Origin of the sequence: Nesterenkonia alkaliphila (genome assembly GCF_009758175.1) — a bacterium.
GTDB lineage: Bacteria > Actinomycetota > Actinomycetes > Actinomycetales > Micrococcaceae > Nesterenkonia > Nesterenkonia alkaliphila.
This window is the reverse complement of record NZ_WRPM01000068.1, coordinates 53568-69369: the sequence shown is the minus strand read 5'-3', so window position 1 is coordinate 69369 and position 15802 is coordinate 53568. Positions and strand designations below refer to the sequence as shown.

The following is a 15802-nucleotide window of genomic DNA, read 5'->3' as shown; positions in this document are numbered from 1 at the left end:
CGTCGCTGGCTGACCTGGGATGGCCGGGCACCGGTGAAGCATCACAGTGCGATTACGATCCGTTGGCGCACTTGCCAGAGCAGAATTTGCAATCGTAAACTTCAGGGCATGGAACGGGTACTGAGAACCTTCGCAGCTGTGATCATGGCGCTCTTTGTGCTGACCGCTTGCGGTTCCGCACCTGACTCCGACGGAGAGGCAGCCGTCGACTATGACATGGAGATGGCCGAGGGCCCGGCAGATGAGGCTGGCCAGCCCCAGGCCCAGGATGAGAGCGGCAGCGATCTTGAGGGCGGGCCGGGAGCCGCCGAACGCCAGGTCATCACCACTGCTTCAGCCGTGGTGGAAGTAGATGACACCCGTGAAGCGGTGCGTCGGGTGGTTGGGCAGGCCGCCGGCTACGGCGGGTATGTGGAAGCTCGTGAGGAGTCCACCGACGAGGACGGCACGCCCACCTATGCCAGTGTGACTCTGCGCCTGCCCCAGGAGAACCTGGACGAGCTCCTGGAGCAGCTGGAGGACTACGGCGACGTCACGGACCTCACCGAGTCCGCTCAGGATGTCACCGGGACCTACCGCGACCTCAATGCCCGGATCGAGGCGCTGGAGACCTCGGTGGACCGGCTGATCGAGATCATGTCCGAGGCCGACTCCGCCGAGGAGCTGCTGCAGATCGAAACCACGCTCAGCGAGCGGCAGGCCTCCCTGGAGTCCCTGCAGGCAGACCTCAATGCGCTCGAAGACCAAGTCTCACTCTCCACACTGCATATCCAGTTCAGCACCGAGCCGATCACGGAGGTGGACCGCGAGGGATTCATAGGTGGGCTGCAGTCCGGCTGGAACGGGCTGGTGACCTTCATCAATGGATTCCTGGTGGGGGCAGGCGTACTGGTGCCCTGGTTGGCGGTACTGGCAGTCCCCGTCGTCGTCATCCTCCTGCTGCTGCGCCGGTACCGGCGCAAACGCGCAGCACGGCGCCCTGCGCCTGCACCGCAGCCCGAGCATTCCGAAAACCCTCACCAGCAGGAGACTGCTGAACCCGCCGCCGAGCCGCACCCGGATCCGGACCAGGGTGCGGAGCGGGGTCCGGAGCGGGGCCGCGCCTAGGACTGCGTTCGCGTCAATCCGCGTCAGCTGGTATTGTTGCCTTGATTGTTTCTGTGTGGCAGTAGGACTCGGTCCGGGTTGCGGGGAAGGTGCGCAACAAATGCCACATATTTTCATGCTTAGAGGCAGTTGCGCCAGCCGCAGCCTCCGAACCTGAAACTGTGGCGGAACTTCCCCAGCGCAGAGACGTGCCCGGCCGGAGACGGCCACAAGACCTGACAACAATGGAGATTGCATAGTGCCTACCATTCAGCAGCTGGTGCGCAAGGGGCGCAGCCCCAAGGCCGCCAAGAACGCCACTCCTGCCCTGCAGGGGTCACCCATGCGCCGTGGCGTGTGCACCCGCGTGTACACCACCACGCCCAAGAAGCCGAACTCCGCACTCCGCAAGGTGGCCCGTGTCCGCCTGGGCGGCGGCGTGGAGGTCACCGCATACATTCCCGGTGAGGGCCACAACCTGCAGGAGCACTCGATCGTGCTCGTACGCGGTGGTCGAGTCAAGGACCTCCCCGGTGTCCGCTACAAGATCGTTCGCGGCGCCCTCGACACCCAGGGTGTCAAGGGTCGCGGCCAGGCCCGCAGCCGCTACGGCGCCAAGAAGGAGAAGAAGTAATGCCACGTAAGGGACCCGCTCCTAAGCGCCCACTCGTCCAGGACCCTGTCCACGGCTCCCCGCTGGTCACCCAGCTGATCAACAAGGTGCTGCAGGACGGCAAGAAGTCCACCGCTGAGCGCATCGTCTACGGCGCCCTGGAGGGTGTCGCCAAGAAGAACGGCGAGAACGCCGTCGAGACGCTGAAGACTGCGATGGACAACATCCGCCCCGCCCTGGAGGTCCGCTCCCGCCGCGTCGGCGGTGCCACCTACCAGGTGCCCGTGGAGGTCAAGCCCGGCCGCGCCACCGCCCTGGCCCTGCGCTGGCTGGTCGGCTACGCCAAGGACCGCCGCGAGAAGACCATGACCGACCGCCTGATGAACGAGATCCTCGACGCCTCCAACGGCCTGGGTGCTGCAGTCAAGCGCCGCGAGGACACCCACAAGATGGCCGAAGCCAACAAGGCCTTCGCCCACTACCGCTGGTAATAAGGAATAGGGGATAAATACCGTGGCACAACAAGAGGTGCTCACTGACCTCAAGAAGGTCCGCAACATCGGCATCATGGCTCACATCGATGCCGGCAAGACCACCACCACCGAACGTGTCCTGTTCTACACAGGGATGAACCACAAGATCGGTGAGACCCACGACGGTGCGTCGACTACGGACTGGATGGAGCAGGAGAAGGAGCGCGGCATCACCATCACCTCCGCCGCGGTGACCTGCTTCTGGGAGAACAACCAGATCAACATCATCGACACCCCCGGCCACGTGGACTTCACCGTTGAGGTGGAGCGCTCCCTGCGCGTGCTCGACGGCGCTGTGGCAGTCTTCGACGGCAAGGAGGGTGTGGAGCCCCAGTCCGAGACTGTGTGGCGCCAGGCTGATAAGTACAACGTCCCGCGCATCTGCTTCGTCAACAAGATGGACAAGCTTGGTGCCGACTTCTACTTCACCGTGGACACCATCAAGTCCCGCCTGGGTGCCAAGCCGCTGGTGATGCAGCTGCCCATCGGTGCCGAGAACGACTTCATCGGCGTGGTGGACCTGCTCTACATGCGTGCACTGGTCTGGCCCGGGGATGCCAAGGGCGATGTGACCATGGGCGCTGAGTACGAGGTCCAGGAGATCCCCGAGGACCTCAAGGAGAGTGCCGAGGAGTACCGCAATGAGCTCATCGAGGCCGTGGCTGAGGCCGATGAGGAGCTCATGGAGAAGTACCTCGAGGGCGAGGAGCTCACTCCTGAGGAGCTCAAGGTCGGCATTCGCAAGCTGACCGTCGACGGCGAGGCCTACCCGGTCTTCTGCGGCTCCGCATTCAAGAACCGCGGGGTTCAGCCCATGCTCGACGCTGTGGTGGACTACCTGCCCTCCCCGGCAGACGTGGAGTCCATGGAGGGTCACAAGCCCGGTGATGAGGAGGAGATCCTCACACGCAAGCCCTCCAAGGACGAGCCCTTCTCCGCACTGGCCTTCAAGATCGCCTCCCACCCGTTTTTCGGCACGCTGACCTTCATCCGCGTGTACTCGGGCAAGCTGGCCTCCGGCGCACAGATCCTCAACTCCACTAAGGGGAAGAAGGAGCGCATTGGAAAGCTCTTCCAGATGCACGCCAATAAGGAGAACCCGGTCGAGGAGATCCAGGCAGGTCACATCTACGCGGTGATCGGCCTGAAGGACACCACCACCGGTGACACCCTGTGCAACCCGGACCACCCGATCGTCCTGGAATCCATGAGCTTCCCGGAGCCGGTGATCAACGTGGCGATCGAGCCGAAGTCCAAGGGTGACCAGGAGAAGCTCTCCACTGCCATCCAGAAGCTGGTGGCTGAGGACCCGACCTTCACGGTCTCCCTGGACGAGGAGACCGGCCAGACCGTCATCGGCGGTATGGGTGAGCTCCACCTCGACGTCTTCGTGGACCGCATGAAGCGCGAGTTCAAGGTGGAGGCCAATGTTGGCAAGCCGCAGGTGGCTTACCGCGAGACCATCAAGAAGAAGGTCGAGAAGGTCGAGTACACCCACAAGAAGCAGACTGGCGGTTCAGGCCAGTTCGCCAAGGTGATCGTGGACTTCGAGCCCCTGGAGACCGACGGCGAGGAGCTCTACGAGTTCGAGAACGCTGTCACCGGTGGCCGCATCCCCCGCGAGTACATTCCCTCGGTGGATGCCGGTATCCAGGACGCCATGCAGCTCGGCGTGCTCGCCGGCTACCCCATGGTTGGGGTCAAGGCGATCCTGCGGGATGGCGCCTACCACGATGTCGACTCCTCTGAGATGGCCTTCAAGCTGGCCGGGTCCCAGGTCTTCAAGGAAGGCATCAAGCGTGCCAACCCGGTGATCCTGGAGCCCATGATGGCTGTGGAGGTCCGCACTCCAGAGGAGTACATGGGCGATGTGATCGGCGACCTGAACTCCCGCCGCGGTCAGATCCAGTCCATGGAGGATGCCTCCGGCGTCAAAGTGGTCAAGGCTGCTGTGCCGCTGAGCGAAATGTTCGGCTACATCGGCGAGCTGCGTTCCCGCACCCAGGGCCGCGCAGTCTTCACCATGTCCTTCGACTCCTACGCAGAGGTGCCGAAGGCTGTGTCCGACGAGATCATCGAGAAGGCTCGCGGCGAGTAGCCGTTGGTCCCTCAACCAACTGAATTTCCCCAAAACCCCCGTAATTAGTAGACTTGCGAGAGTTTCAGCCTGGGACACCCCTGTGCCTGAAGTAAGTCTTACTCACAACCACGTTCTATAGGAGGAACCTGTGGCCAAGGCAAAGTTCGAGCGGACTAAGCCGCACCTCAACATCGGCACCATCGGTCACGTCGACCACGGCAAGACCACGTTGACTGCCGCGATCTCCAAGGTGCTGGCTGATAAGTACCCTGACCTCAACGAGGCCAAGGACTTCGCCAACATCGATAACGCTCCTGAGGAGCGCGAGCGCGGCATCACCATCAACGTCTCCCATGTTGAGTACCAGACCGAGAAGCGTCACTACGCACACGTTGACGCCCCCGGTCACGCTGACTATGTGAAGAACATGATCACCGGTGCTGCACAGATGGACGGCGCGATCCTGGTGGTTGCTGCAACCGACGGTCCGATGGCTCAGACCCGCGAGCACGTGCTGTTGGCCCGCCAGGTCGGCGTGCCGAAGCTGCTGGTGGCGCTGAACAAGTCCGATATGGTCGATGACGAGGAGCTCCTCGACCTCGTCGAGATGGAAGTTCGCGAGTTGCTCTCCGACCAGGAGTTCGACGGCGATGACGCACCCGTGATCCGCACCTCCGGCCTGAAGGCCCTCGAGGGCGATCCTGAGTGGGTCAAGACCGTTGAGGACCTCATGGAGGCCGTTGACGAGTTCATCCCCGAGCCCGAGCGTGACAAGGACAAGCCGTTCCTGATGCCCATCGAGGACGTCTTCACCATCACCGGCCGCGGCACCGTGGTGACCGGCCGTGCAGAGCGCGGCACCCTGGCCATCAACTCCGAGGTCGAGATCCTGGGCATCCGGGACAAGCAGAAGACCACCGTGACTGGTATCGAGATGTTCCACAAGCAGCTCGACGAGGCATGGGCCGGCGAGAACTGTGGCCTGCTGCTGCGCGGCCTGAAGCGTGACGACGTGGAGCGCGGACAGGTTGTGGCAGCCCCCGGCTCCATCACCCCGCACACCAAGTTCGAGGCCAACGTCTACATCCTGTCCAAGGATGAGGGCGGGCGCCACAACCCCTTCTACACCAACTACCGTCCGCAGTTCTACTTCCGGACCACTGACGTGACCGGTGTGATCGAGCTGCCCGAGGGCACTGAGATGGTGATGCCCGGTGACAACACCGAGATGACTGTCGAGCTCATCCAGCCGATCGCTATGGAGGAGGGCCTCGGCTTCGCCATCCGTGAGGGTGGCCGCACCGTGGGCTCCGGCAAGGTCACCAAGATCCTCGCCTGATCCTCATCAGCTGAACGAAAGCCCCCAGCACCTAAGGGTGTTGGGGGCTTTCGCGTTGCCGCCCCGGCGTACTGACCCCACAGGGGACACCGATGTTCGATTTGCACAAACCAGACAGGCATGACAGGATAGACAAGTTGCTCAGGGTGCATTGCGCCCATTGAGCGAAAATCCCATGAACTACCCCGGATCACCGCGGGTGTTGCTGTGCGCAGAGCATTGAAGCGACACGCCCGACCGCGTGGACCGGACGCCAGCAGCGCGAACACCCCGGTAAGCCCGGGCTCACGCTGTTCGGTCAGGCCATAACTGCAGAAGGTGTTTGACAACTCTTTCTGAGGACCCCTGCGTCCTGACAGGACAGGCCTGACTGAGACCAGGACGTATTGGAAGCCAAGTCAGAAAGAGGCTCAACGCCATGGCGGGACAGAAAATCCGCATCCGGCTGAAGTCGTATGACCACGAGGTCATCGATACTTCCGCACGGAAGATTGTCGACACGGTCACCCGTGCAGGCGCCACAGTGGTAGGCCCCGTGCCGCTGCCCACTGAGAAGAACGTCTACACCGTGATTCGGTCGCCGCATAAGTACAAGGACTCTCGCGAGCACTTCGAGATGCGCACCCACAAGCGCCTGATCGACATCGTGGACCCCACGCCCAAGGCTGTGGACTCCCTGATGCGTCTCGACCTGCCTGCAGACGTCAACATCGAGATCAAGCTCTAGAAGGGGGTGCTGAGAGAACTATGACCAACATTTCCCGCACAGACTCCAACGTCAAGGGACTGCTGGGCACGAAGCTCGGCATGACCCAGGTCTGGGATGAGAACAACAACCTCATCCCCGTGACCGTCATCCAGGCTGACTCCAACGTAGTCACCCAGATCCGCACCGAAGAGACTGACGGCTACAACGCCGTGCAGATCGGCTTCGGCGCCATCGACCCGCGCAAGGTCACCAAGCCGCTGGCCGGCCACTTCGAGAAGGCCGGGGTCACTCCCCGCCGCCACGTGGTAGAGATCCGCACCGCAGACTCCGGCGAGTACGAACTGGGCCAGGACCTCTCGGTGGAGACCTTCGAGGTCGGCCAGAAGGTTGACGTCGTGGGCAAGACCAAGGGCAAGGGCTTCGCCGGTGTGATGAAGCGTCACGGATTCGCCGGCGTGGGCGCCTCCCACGGTCAGCACAAGAACCACCGCAAGCCCGGCTCGATCGGTGGCGCAGCCACCCCGGGCCGCGTGTTCAAGGGACTGCGGATGGCCGGCCGGATGGGCAACGTCCGCCGCACCACCCACAACCTGACTCTCCACGCCGTGGATGCCGAGAAGAACCTGCTGCTCGTCAAGGGCGCTGTTCCCGGCCCCAAGGGTGGAGTCATCCTCGTCCGCACCGCTGTGAAGGGAGCATGATCTTCATGAGCTCCAAGGTATCTGTGGATCTCCCCGCCGAGATCTTCGACGCAGAGACGAACAACGCCCTGATCCACCAGGTAGTGGTGGCTCAGCAGGCCGCCGCCCGTCAGGGCACCCACAAGACCAAGACCCGCGCTGAGCGTTCCGGCACCACTGCCAAGCCGTTCCGGCAGAAGGGCACCGGCCGCGCCCGCCAGGGCTCCATGATCGCCCCGCATATGATCGGCGGCGGCGTGGTGCACGGCCCGCAGCCGCGCAGCTACGCCCAGCGGACCCCCAAGAAGATGAAGGCCGCCGCCCTGCGCGGTGCCCTCTCCGACCGGGCCCGCAACGGCCGGATCCACGTGGTCGACTCCCTGGTCACCGGGGAGACCCCTTCGACCAAGGCAGCCAAGGAGGCCCTGGCCTCCATCGGCGGTGTGGACCGGAACTGGCTGGTAGTGCTGGACCGGGCCGAGGACACCGCAGCCCTGTCGGTGCGCAACCTGCCCGCAGTGCACGCGCTCTACGCCGACCAGCTGAACACCTACGATGTGCTCGTCTCCGACGACATCGTGTTCACCCAGGCCGGCTACGAGGCTTTCCTGGCCCACGCCGCAGGCAACCAGGCTGAGAAGGAGGAGGCCAAGTGAGCGTCCTGACCGAGAAGAACCCGCGCGACATCATCCTCGCACCGGTGATCTCTGAGAAGTCCTACAACAACATCGACGAGGGCAAGTACACGTTCCTCGTCGCCACCGGTGCCACCAAGCCCGAGATCAAAAACGCTGTGGAGCAGATCTTCAGCGTCAAGGTCGACCGGGTCAACACCGCCAACCGCGAGGGCAAGCGCCGCCGCACCCGCTTCGGCTGGGGCAAGCGCAATGACACCAAGCGGGCCATCGTGACCCTCAAAGAGGGCTACGCAATCGACATCTTCGGAGGATCCGCTGCCTGAGGCAGCCGGAACCACTTGATCGAGGAAGAGTAAAAGAATGGCTATTCGCAATCTCAAGCCGACCACCCCGGGCCAGCGCGGCTCCTCGGTGGCCGACTTCGCAGAGATCACCCGGGACACCCCGGAGAAGTCCTTGCTGCGCCCGCTGACCAAGACCGGCGGACGCAACAGCTCGGGCAAGATCACCACCCGTCACAAGGGCGGCGGCCATAAGCGCCAGTACCGTGTGATCGACTTCCGCCGTGCTGATAAGGACGGTGTGCCGGCCAAGGTCGCTCATATTGAGTACGACCCCAACCGCACCGCCCGGATCGCCCTGCTGCACTACGCAGACGGCACTAAGCGCTACATCCTGGCACCGGCCAAGCTGGTCCAGGGTGCTGCGGTGGAGTCCGGCCCCAATGCCGATATCAAGCCCGGCAACAACCTGCCGCTGCGCAATATCCCGCTGGGTACTGTGATCCACGCCGTGGAGCTGCGCCCCGGCGGCGGCGCCAAGCTGGGCCGCTCCGCAGGAGCCTCCATCCAGCTGGTGGCCCGCGAGGGCAAGTACGCCCAGCTGCGCCTGCCCTCCGGGGAGGTCCGCAACGTGGACGTGCGCTGCCGCGCCACTGTGGGACAGGTCGGCAACGCCGAGCAGTCCAACCTCAACTGGGGCAAGGCAGGCCGGATGCGCTGGAAGGGCGTGCGCCCAACCGTTCGCGGTGTGGTCATGAACCCTGTGGACCACCCGCACGGCGGTGGTGAGGGCAAGACCTCCGGCGGTCGTCACCCGGTGAACCCCAACGGCAAGCCTGAGGGCCGCACCCGGCGTCCCAATAAGGAATCAGACAAGCTCATCGTGCGGCGTCGTCGTACCAAGAACAAGCGATAGGAGCCTGGAAACATGCCACGCAGCCTGAAGAAGGGCCCCTTCGTTGATCAGCACCTGTACCTGAAGGTCGCCGCTGAGAACGAAAAGGGCACCAAGAACGTCATCAAGACCTGGTCCCGGCGTTCAATGATCATCCCGGACATGCTCGGCCACACTATCGCCGTGCATGACGGGCGTAAGCACATCCCCGTGTTCATCACCGAGTCGATGGTCGGGCACAAGCTCGGCGAGTTCGCACAGACCCGGACCTTCCGCGGACACGTGAAAGACGACAAGAAGGGCAAGCGCCGCTGACCCGGTCAGTGAACGTTTGAACCTCTAGACAAGACGAGAGAAGGAAAGCAATGGAAGCCAAGGCAATTGCGCGCTATGTGCGTGTGACGCCTATGAAGGCCCGGCGCGTCGTCGACCTTGTCCGCGGCAAGCAGGCCAATGAGGCACTGGCCATCCTGCAGTTCGCCCCCCAGGGCGCCTCGGAGCCGGTGTACAAGGTGGTCGCATCCGCTATGGCCAATGCTCGCCAGCACGCCGACAAGGCCGGCGTCGCCTTCAATGAGGACGACTACGTCATCACTGAGGCGCGCGTCGATGAAGGCCCCACCATGAAGCGGTTCCGCCCCCGGGCACAGGGGCGCGCATTCCGCATCAACAAGCGCACCAGCCACGTGACCATCGTGGTCGGCACAGAAGAGAAAGGTGGAGATCAGTAGTGGGACAGAAGATCAACCCCAATGGTTTCCGTCTGGGCATCACCACTGACCACATTTCCCACTGGTACGCCGACTCCAGCAAGCCTGGTCAGCGGTACAAGGACTTCGTCAAGGAAGATGTTCAGATCCGCGAGCTGCTGGAGAAGAGCGTTGAGCGCGCCGGCATCTCCAAGGTCGAGATCGAGCGGACCCGGGACCGGGTGCGGGTGGATATCCACACCGCCCGTCCGGGCATCGTGATCGGCCGCCGCGGTGCTGAGGCAGACCGCATCCGCAGCGAGCTGGAGAAGCTCACCGGTAAGCAGATTCAGCTGAACATACTCGAGGTCAAGAACCCCGAGATCGATGCCCAGCTGGTTGCCCAGGGTGTAGCCGAGCAGCTCGCCGCCCGCGTGGCCTTCCGCCGCGCCATGAAGAAGGCCATCTCCTCTGCTATGCGAGCAGGCGCCAAGGGTATCCGTATCCAGTGCGCCGGCCGTCTGGGCGGCGCTGAGATGTCCCGCTCCGAGTTCTACCGCGAAGGCCGTGTGCCGCTGCACACCCTGCGCGCAAACATCGACTTCGGCAAGCACGAGGCCAAGACCACCTTCGGCCGCATCGGCGTGAAGGTCTGGGTCTACAAGGGTGACCTGACTGCCAAGGAACTGGCAGCACAGCAGGCCTCCCAGCCTTCCGGCCGCGGCCGCGGAGGCGACCGTGGCGGTCGCGCCGGCGGCGAGCGTCGTCGTCGTGGTGCAGGCCGGGGACGCGAAGAGGCTGCTGCCGCAGCACCTGCCGCTGAAGGAGGGCAGAACTGATGCTGATGCCTAAGCGGGTGAAATTCCGCAAGCCCCACAAGCCCAAGCGCGGCGGTATGGCCAAGGGCGGCACTGAGCTGGCCTTCGGCGAGTACGGCATCCAGGCGCTGGGCCCGGCCTACGTGACCAACCGGCAGATCGAGTCGGCACGTATCGCCATGACCCGTCACATCAAGCGTGGTGGAAAGGTGTGGATCAACATCTACCCCGACCACCCGCTGACCAAGAAGCCTGCCGAGGTCCGCATGGGCTCCGGTAAGGGCTCGCCCGAGTGGTGGGTCGCCAACGTCAAGCCCGGACGCGTGATGTTCGAGCTGTCCGGTGTCAGCGAAGAGGTCGCCAAGGAGGCCCTGCGTCTGGCAATCCACAAGCTGCCTGTCAAGGCACGCGTGATCAGCCGAGAGAGTGGTGAATGATCATGGCAGTCGGATCCAAGGACCTGACCGTTGAGAAGCTGGCTGAGTTCAACGACGCCGAGCTGGGCAGCAAGCTCCGCGAGGCCAAGGAAGAGCTGTTCAACCTTCGCTTCCAGTCCGCCACCGGCCAGCTGGAGAACTCCGCTCGCCTGAAGGCCGTCAAGCGCGATATCGCCCGGATCTACACCGTGCTGCGCGAGCGTGAGCTCGGCATCCGGGAGTCGGTGGGCGCGGCTGCTGAGGCCGAAGAGAACGAGGAGGAGTCCGCATGAGCGAGAACACCGAAGCCGTCCAGCGGAACAAGGACCACACCTCCGCTGAGCGCAACTACCGTAAGAACCTGCGCGGCGTCGTCGTCTCCGACAAAATGGAGAAGACCATCGTGGTGGAGGTTGAGGACCGCAAGAAGCACTCCCTGTACGGGAAAGTGATGAAGCGGCACTCCAAGTTCAAGGCGCATGACGAGAACGGCGAGGCCGGCATCGGAGACACCGTGCTGATCTCCGAGACCCGCCCGCTCTCCGCCACCAAGCGGTGGCGCCTGGTGCGCATCATCGAAAAGGCCAAGTGATATATCACTAGGTTGCGGCAGGAGCCCGGATTTCCAACGCTGAGTTGGATTTCCGGGCTTTTGTCATGTAAGCTTTTGTAGCTGTGCGCCCGTGTGCGTTGGTTTCTGGACCGCCGCGGACAGCGCACATCCTCCAAGGCCGCCTCGGCCACCCATCAAGTAGGTTGCTCAGCTGAGCCGTGGTGTGTGGGTAAGCGGCGGGGGAGTCATTCACATTTGGTAGTTCCACCAGGCTCGGCCTACTCGGCTGAGAACCAGTCGGACGAATAGGAGAAACACGTGATTCAGCAGGAATCGCGGCTGAAGATCGCCGATAACACCGGTGCCAAGGAGATCCTTGTCATCCGGGTGCTCGGTGGATCCGGACGCCGCTACGCAGGTATCGGCGACACCTTCGTCGCCACTGTCAAGGACGCCATCCCCGGCGGCAATGTGAAGAAGGGCGAAGTGGTCAAGGCCGTTGTCGTCCGGACGCGCAAGAAGTCCCGCCGCAACGACGGCTCCTACATCAGCTTCGACGAGAACGCTGCGGTCATCCTCAAGGGTGACACTCCCGAGCCGCGCGGCACCCGTATCTTCGGGCCCGTGGGCCGTGAGCTGCGCGATAAGCGGTTCATGAAGATCGTCTCGCTCGCACCGGAGGTGCTGTAACCATGGCCAAGATCAAGAAGGACGACCTCGTCCAGGTGCTCACCGGCAAGGACAAGGGCAAACAGGGCAAGGTCCTGGAAGTCATCACCAAGAAGGACCGCGTGGTGGTCGAAGGCGTCAACCGCGTCAAGCGCCACCTGCGTGCCGGCCAATTCGGTCAGACCGAGGGCGGCATCGTGGAGTCCGAGGCCCCCATCCACATCTCCAACGTGGCCGTTGTCGACCCCGAGACCGAGAAGCCGACCCGTGTGGGCTACCGCTTCGAAGAGGTTGACGGTGAGACCAAGAAGGTCCGTTACGCCAAGGCCTCCGGGAAGGAGCTGTCATGACCGAGACCGTGACTGAGAACATCACCCCCCGCCTGAAGACCAAGTACCGCGAAGAGATCCGCGAGGCGCTGCAGAACGAGTTCGGCTACGCCAACGTGATGCAGGTTCCCGGACTGGTCAAAGTCGTGGTGAACATGGGTGTGGGCGAGGCAGCCCGCGACTCCAAGCTCATCCAGGGCGCAGTCGAGGACCTCACCAACATCACCGGCCAGAAGCCCAAGGTGACCCACGCCAAGAAGTCCATCGCGCAGTTCAAGCTGCGTGAAGGCCAGGCCATCGGCACCCATGCCACCCTGCGCGGTGACCGGATGTGGGAGTTCCTGGACCGCCTGGTCACCTTCGCACTGCCCCGCATCCGCGACTTCCGCGGCCTGAGCGACCGGCAGTTCGACGGCAACGGAAACTACACCTTCGGGCTGACCGAGCAGTCGGTATTCCACGAGATCGATCAGGACAAGATCGACCGTCCGCGCGGTATGGACATCACCGTGGTGACCACTGCAACCACTGACGACGAAGGCCGGGCGCTGCTGCGCGCACTGGGCTTCCCGTTCAAGACCAACAACCAGTAAGCACTACGTGAAAGGTCCGCGCACCTCCAGCTGAAGCTGCGGAGCACGGAAACCGGCACGAGGAAGGGCACACGCCCCTATGACAATGACTGACCCAGTCGCAGACATGCTGACCCGTCTGCGCAACGCCAATTCGGCATTCCATGACCAGGTCACCATGCCCAGCTCCAAGCTGAAGGTCCGGATCGCTGACATCCTGAAGGCAGAGGGCTACATCACCGACTGGCGCGAGGAAGAGGCCGAGGTCGGCAAGACCCTGGTCATCGACCTGAAGTTCGGCCCGAACCGTGAGCGATCCATCGCCGGCCTGAAGCGCATCTCCAAGCCCGGTCTCCGGGTCTACGCAAAGTCCAACAACCTCCCACATGTGCTGGGTGGCCTGGGCATTGCGATCCTGTCCACATCCTCCGGTCTGCTCACTGACCGGCAGGCTGGCAAGAAGGGTGTAGGCGGAGAAGTCCTCGCCTACGTCTGGTAACCCGGAAGGAGTCTGAGCACTATGTCACGCATCGGTCGTCTTCCGATCACTGTCCCCTCCGGCGTCGACGTCACCGTTGACGGCCGCGATATCACCGTCAAGGGCGCCAAGGGCGAACTGAGCCGCACCCTGGCCGAGGGCATCACCGTCCAGATTGAGGACGGGACCCTCACGGTCCTGCGCCCCAATGACGAACGTGAGTCCCGCTCACTGCACGGCCTGACCCGCAGCCTGATCAACAACATGATCATCGGCGTCACCGAGGGCTTCACCAAGAAGCTCGAGATCGTCGGCACCGGCTACCGCGTCCAGGCCAAAGGCAAGGACCTCGAGTTCGCCCTGGGCTACTCCCACCCGGTTCCGGTGCAGGCCCCTGAGGGCATCACCTTCGCCGTTGAGGGTGCCAATAAGGTGGCCGTCTCCGGCATCGACAAGCAGCAGGTCGGCGAGGTCGCTGCAAATATCCGCAAGCTGCGCAAGCCTGACCCGTACAAGGGCAAAGGCGTGCGCTACGAAGGCGAGCAGATTCGCCGCAAGGCCGGAAAGGCAGGTAAGTAATCCATGGCTATCGGTATCAAGGGCAAGTCAAAGTCCGCTGCCCGCGGCCGGCGCCACCTGCGCCTGCGCAAGAAGGTCAACGGCACCGCTGAGCGTCCGCGCCTGGTGGTCAACCGCTCCTCCCGTCATATGGTCGCCCAGGTCGTCAATGACCTCGAGGGCACGACCGTGGTCTCCGCCACCACCATGGAGGCTGACCTGCGCAGCTTCGACGGTGACAAGACTGCCAAGGCCAAGAAGGTCGGCGAGCTGATCGCCGAGCGCGCCAAGGCAGCCGGCATTGAGGCTGTGGTCTTCGACCGCGGCGGAAATAAGTACCACGGCCGCGTGGCCGCCGTCGCCGACGGCGCCCGGGAAGGTGGTCTGAAGCTGTGAGTGAGAACGCAACCAATGAGAAGGACCTCTCTGTGACTGAGTCCAACCAGAACACCGCTGAGTCTGCCGAGCAGAGCCCGGCCTCCGGTGAGCAGAACACCGACTCCCGCCGCGGTGAGCGCGGTGGTCGCGGCGACTCCGGCCGTGGCCGCGGCCGAGGCCGCGGTGAGGGCCGTGGGCGCGGTGGCCGCGACGAGGATAAGGACAAGTTCCTTGAGCGCGTAGTGACCATCAACCGCGTCTCCAAGGTCGTCAAGGGTGGCCGCCGCTTCAGCTTCACCGCACTGGTGGTCGTCGGCGACGGCGACGGCACCGTGGGCGTGGGCTACGGCAAGGCCAAAGAGGTCCCGGCAGCTATCCAGAAGGGCGTGGAGGAAGCCAAGAAGAACTTCTTCCGCGTGCCCCGCGTCGGATCCACCATCCCGCACCTGGTCAAGGGTGAGGATGCAGCAGGCGTTGTGCTGCTGCGCCCCGCCTCTCCGGGTACCGGTGTGATCGCCGGCGGTCCGGTCCGCGCCGTCCTGGAGTGCGCAGGCATCCATGACGTGCTGACCAAGTCCATGGGCTCGGTGAACGCCATCAACATCGTTCACGGCACCATCGACGCCCTCAAGCAGCTTGAGGAGCCGGAGTCCGTGGCAGCACGCCGCGGAAAGAGCCTCGACGAGGTGGCCCCGGCTCCGATGCTGAAAACTCTGGCAGCTGATAAAGAGGCCAGGAAGAACGCAGCAAAGGCAGGTGCATGATGGCGCAGACCGTCCAGTACAGCACTGCAAAGAACTTCCAGGTGGGTGACACCAAACTGGAGATCACGCAGATCAAATCCACCATCGGCGCCAAGCCCAACCACCGGGAGACTGTCCGGTCGCTGGGCCTGAAGCGGATCGGCCACACTGTGGTCCGTGAGGCTGACGCCGCCACCGTGGGGATGCTCAACACCGTGAAGCATCTCGTGAACGTAGAGGAGGCCAAGTGATGGCACAGAACACTGACGCCGAATCTTCGGTCCTGAAGCTGCATGACCTCAAGCCGGCACCGGGCTCCAAGAAGCAGCGGACCCGCGTGGGCCGTGGTGAGGGTTCCAAGGGCAAGACTGCCGGCCGCGGCACCAAGGGCACCAAGGCCCGTTACCAGGTGCGCCCAGGCTTCGAGGGCGGGCAGCTTCCGCTGCATATGCGCCTTCCGAAGCTGCGCGGATTCAAGAGCCCCTTCCGTGTGGAGTACTCCCCGGTCAACCTGACCAAGCTGGGGGAGGTCTTCCCGGAGGGCGGCGATGTCACCGCTGCCGACCTGATCGCCAAAGGCGTGGCCCGCAAGGGCAAGCCGGTCAAGGTCCTCGGCTCCGGAGAGATCTCGGTGGCAGTCAATGTGAAGGCCCACGCCTTCAGCGCATCTGCCGAAGAGAAGATCAAAGCAGTAGGCGGCTCCGTGGAGAAGCTGCCCCTGAAGCCCGCTCCCGCCGCGGAGTGA

The 15802-nt window shown here is 63.6% G+C and carries 25 protein-coding genes; all 25 read left to right on the top strand.

Features of this window, described 5'->3' with window-relative positions; all coding sequences use genetic code 11:
* The first annotated feature begins 108 nt into the window (after positions 1-108).
* The 25 genes from GNZ21_RS09430 to rplO all read left to right on the top strand — a co-directional run bounded on the left by GNZ21_RS09430 (position 109) and on the right by rplO (position 15802).
* On the top strand, positions 109-1107 hold the full coding sequence (locus tag GNZ21_RS09430; protein ID WP_157323600.1) for a DUF4349 domain-containing protein: 999 nt from the start codon (positions 109-111) through the stop codon (positions 1105-1107).
* Between the two features lie 238 nt (positions 1108-1345).
* Positions 1346-1720 carry a 30S ribosomal protein S12 gene (gene rpsL, locus GNZ21_RS09425; RefSeq protein WP_120004297.1) on the top strand — a complete coding sequence of 125 codons (375 nt, stop codon included), beginning with the start codon at positions 1346-1348 and terminating at the stop codon, positions 1718-1720.
* A complete protein-coding gene (gene rpsG, locus GNZ21_RS09420; protein ID WP_157323598.1) occupies positions 1720-2190 on the top strand; it encodes a 30S ribosomal protein S7 in 471 nt (156 codons plus the stop codon). The genes rpsL and rpsG overlap by 1 nt, the downstream gene beginning before the upstream one ends.
* Before the next feature lie 22 nt (positions 2191-2212).
* The gene (gene fusA, locus GNZ21_RS09415) at positions 2213-4330 is read left to right on the top strand and encodes an elongation factor G (RefSeq protein ID WP_276529589.1); all 2118 of its coding nucleotides are present in this window, start codon (positions 2213-2215) and stop codon (positions 4328-4330) included.
* A 130-nt stretch (positions 4331-4460) separates the two neighbouring features.
* Positions 4461-5651: an elongation factor Tu gene (tuf, locus tag GNZ21_RS09410; protein WP_188503415.1), complete on the top strand. Its 1191-nt coding sequence runs from the start codon at positions 4461-4463 to the stop codon at positions 5649-5651.
* 418 nt (positions 5652-6069) lie between these two features.
* Positions 6070-6378 (top strand): 30S ribosomal protein S10, encoded by a 309-nt coding sequence (gene rpsJ / locus GNZ21_RS09405; protein WP_119902480.1) that lies wholly within the window; start codon positions 6070-6072, stop codon positions 6376-6378.
* 20 nt (positions 6379-6398) lie between these two features.
* Entirely contained in the window at positions 6399-7061 is a 663-nt protein-coding gene (rplC, locus tag GNZ21_RS09400) for a 50S ribosomal protein L3 (protein ID WP_157323596.1), read from the top strand.
* Between the two features lie 5 nt (positions 7062-7066).
* A complete protein-coding gene (gene rplD / locus GNZ21_RS09395) occupies positions 7067-7696 on the top strand; it encodes a 50S ribosomal protein L4 (RefSeq protein WP_157323594.1) in 630 nt (209 codons plus the stop codon).
* Entirely contained in the window at positions 7693-8001 is a 309-nt protein-coding gene (gene rplW / locus GNZ21_RS09390) for a 50S ribosomal protein L23 (protein WP_188503416.1), read from the top strand. The genes rplD and rplW overlap by 4 nt, the downstream gene beginning before the upstream one ends.
* Positions 8002-8038: 37 nt before the next feature.
* Positions 8039-8875, top strand: a complete 837-nt coding sequence (gene rplB, locus GNZ21_RS09385) for a 50S ribosomal protein L2 (protein WP_157323592.1) — start codon at positions 8039-8041, stop codon at positions 8873-8875.
* A gap of 12 nt (positions 8876-8887) precedes the next feature.
* A complete protein-coding gene (rpsS, locus tag GNZ21_RS09380; protein ID WP_157323590.1) occupies positions 8888-9169 on the top strand; it encodes a 30S ribosomal protein S19 in 282 nt (93 codons plus the stop codon).
* Positions 9170-9219: 50 nt separating this feature from the next.
* Positions 9220-9585, top strand: coding sequence for a 50S ribosomal protein L22 (rplV, locus tag GNZ21_RS09375; protein WP_150461733.1), 366 nt, complete (start codon positions 9220-9222; stop codon positions 9583-9585).
* A complete protein-coding gene (gene rpsC / locus GNZ21_RS09370; RefSeq protein WP_188503417.1) occupies positions 9585-10382 on the top strand; it encodes a 30S ribosomal protein S3 in 798 nt (265 codons plus the stop codon). Before rplV ends, rpsC begins: the two co-directional genes overlap by 1 nt.
* The gene (gene rplP / locus GNZ21_RS09365) at positions 10382-10798 is read left to right on the top strand and encodes a 50S ribosomal protein L16 (protein WP_157323588.1); all 417 of its coding nucleotides are present in this window, start codon (positions 10382-10384) and stop codon (positions 10796-10798) included. Before rpsC ends, rplP begins: the two co-directional genes overlap by 1 nt.
* 2 nt (positions 10799-10800) lie before the next feature.
* Positions 10801-11070, top strand: coding sequence for a 50S ribosomal protein L29 (rpmC, locus tag GNZ21_RS09360; protein WP_157323586.1), 270 nt, complete (start codon positions 10801-10803; stop codon positions 11068-11070).
* Complete coding sequence (rpsQ, locus tag GNZ21_RS09355; RefSeq protein ID WP_157323584.1) at positions 11067-11369, top strand: 30S ribosomal protein S17; 303 nt, start codon at positions 11067-11069, stop codon at positions 11367-11369. Before rpmC ends, rpsQ begins: the two co-directional genes overlap by 4 nt.
* A gap of 279 nt (positions 11370-11648) precedes the next feature.
* On the top strand, positions 11649-12020 hold the full coding sequence (rplN, locus tag GNZ21_RS09350) for a 50S ribosomal protein L14 (protein ID WP_188503418.1): 372 nt from the start codon (positions 11649-11651) through the stop codon (positions 12018-12020).
* A 2-nt stretch (positions 12021-12022) separates the two neighbouring features.
* Positions 12023-12349 (top strand): 50S ribosomal protein L24, encoded by a 327-nt coding sequence (gene rplX, locus GNZ21_RS09345; RefSeq protein WP_157323582.1) that lies wholly within the window; start codon positions 12023-12025, stop codon positions 12347-12349.
* Positions 12346-12921: a 50S ribosomal protein L5 gene (gene rplE, locus GNZ21_RS09340; protein ID WP_157323580.1), complete on the top strand. Its 576-nt coding sequence runs from the start codon at positions 12346-12348 to the stop codon at positions 12919-12921. The genes rplX and rplE overlap by 4 nt, the downstream gene beginning before the upstream one ends.
* Positions 12922-13000: 79 nt before the next feature.
* Positions 13001-13399, top strand: coding sequence for a 30S ribosomal protein S8 (rpsH, locus tag GNZ21_RS09335; RefSeq protein WP_157323578.1), 399 nt, complete (start codon positions 13001-13003; stop codon positions 13397-13399).
* A 21-nt stretch (positions 13400-13420) separates the two neighbouring features.
* The gene (gene rplF, locus GNZ21_RS09330) at positions 13421-13957 is read left to right on the top strand and encodes a 50S ribosomal protein L6 (RefSeq protein WP_157323575.1); all 537 of its coding nucleotides are present in this window, start codon (positions 13421-13423) and stop codon (positions 13955-13957) included.
* Between the two features lie 3 nt (positions 13958-13960).
* Positions 13961-14332: a 50S ribosomal protein L18 gene (gene rplR, locus GNZ21_RS09325; protein WP_157323573.1), complete on the top strand. Its 372-nt coding sequence runs from the start codon at positions 13961-13963 to the stop codon at positions 14330-14332.
* Positions 14329-15078: a 30S ribosomal protein S5 gene (gene rpsE, locus GNZ21_RS09320; protein WP_188503419.1), complete on the top strand. Its 750-nt coding sequence runs from the start codon at positions 14329-14331 to the stop codon at positions 15076-15078. The genes rplR and rpsE overlap by 4 nt, the downstream gene beginning before the upstream one ends.
* Positions 15078-15308: a 50S ribosomal protein L30 gene (gene rpmD / locus GNZ21_RS09315; RefSeq protein WP_157323645.1), complete on the top strand. Its 231-nt coding sequence runs from the start codon at positions 15078-15080 to the stop codon at positions 15306-15308. Before rpsE ends, rpmD begins: the two co-directional genes overlap by 1 nt.
* Positions 15308-15802 carry a 50S ribosomal protein L15 gene (gene rplO, locus GNZ21_RS09310; protein ID WP_157323571.1) on the top strand — a complete coding sequence of 165 codons (495 nt, stop codon included), beginning with the start codon at positions 15308-15310 and terminating at the stop codon, positions 15800-15802. Before rpmD ends, rplO begins: the two co-directional genes overlap by 1 nt.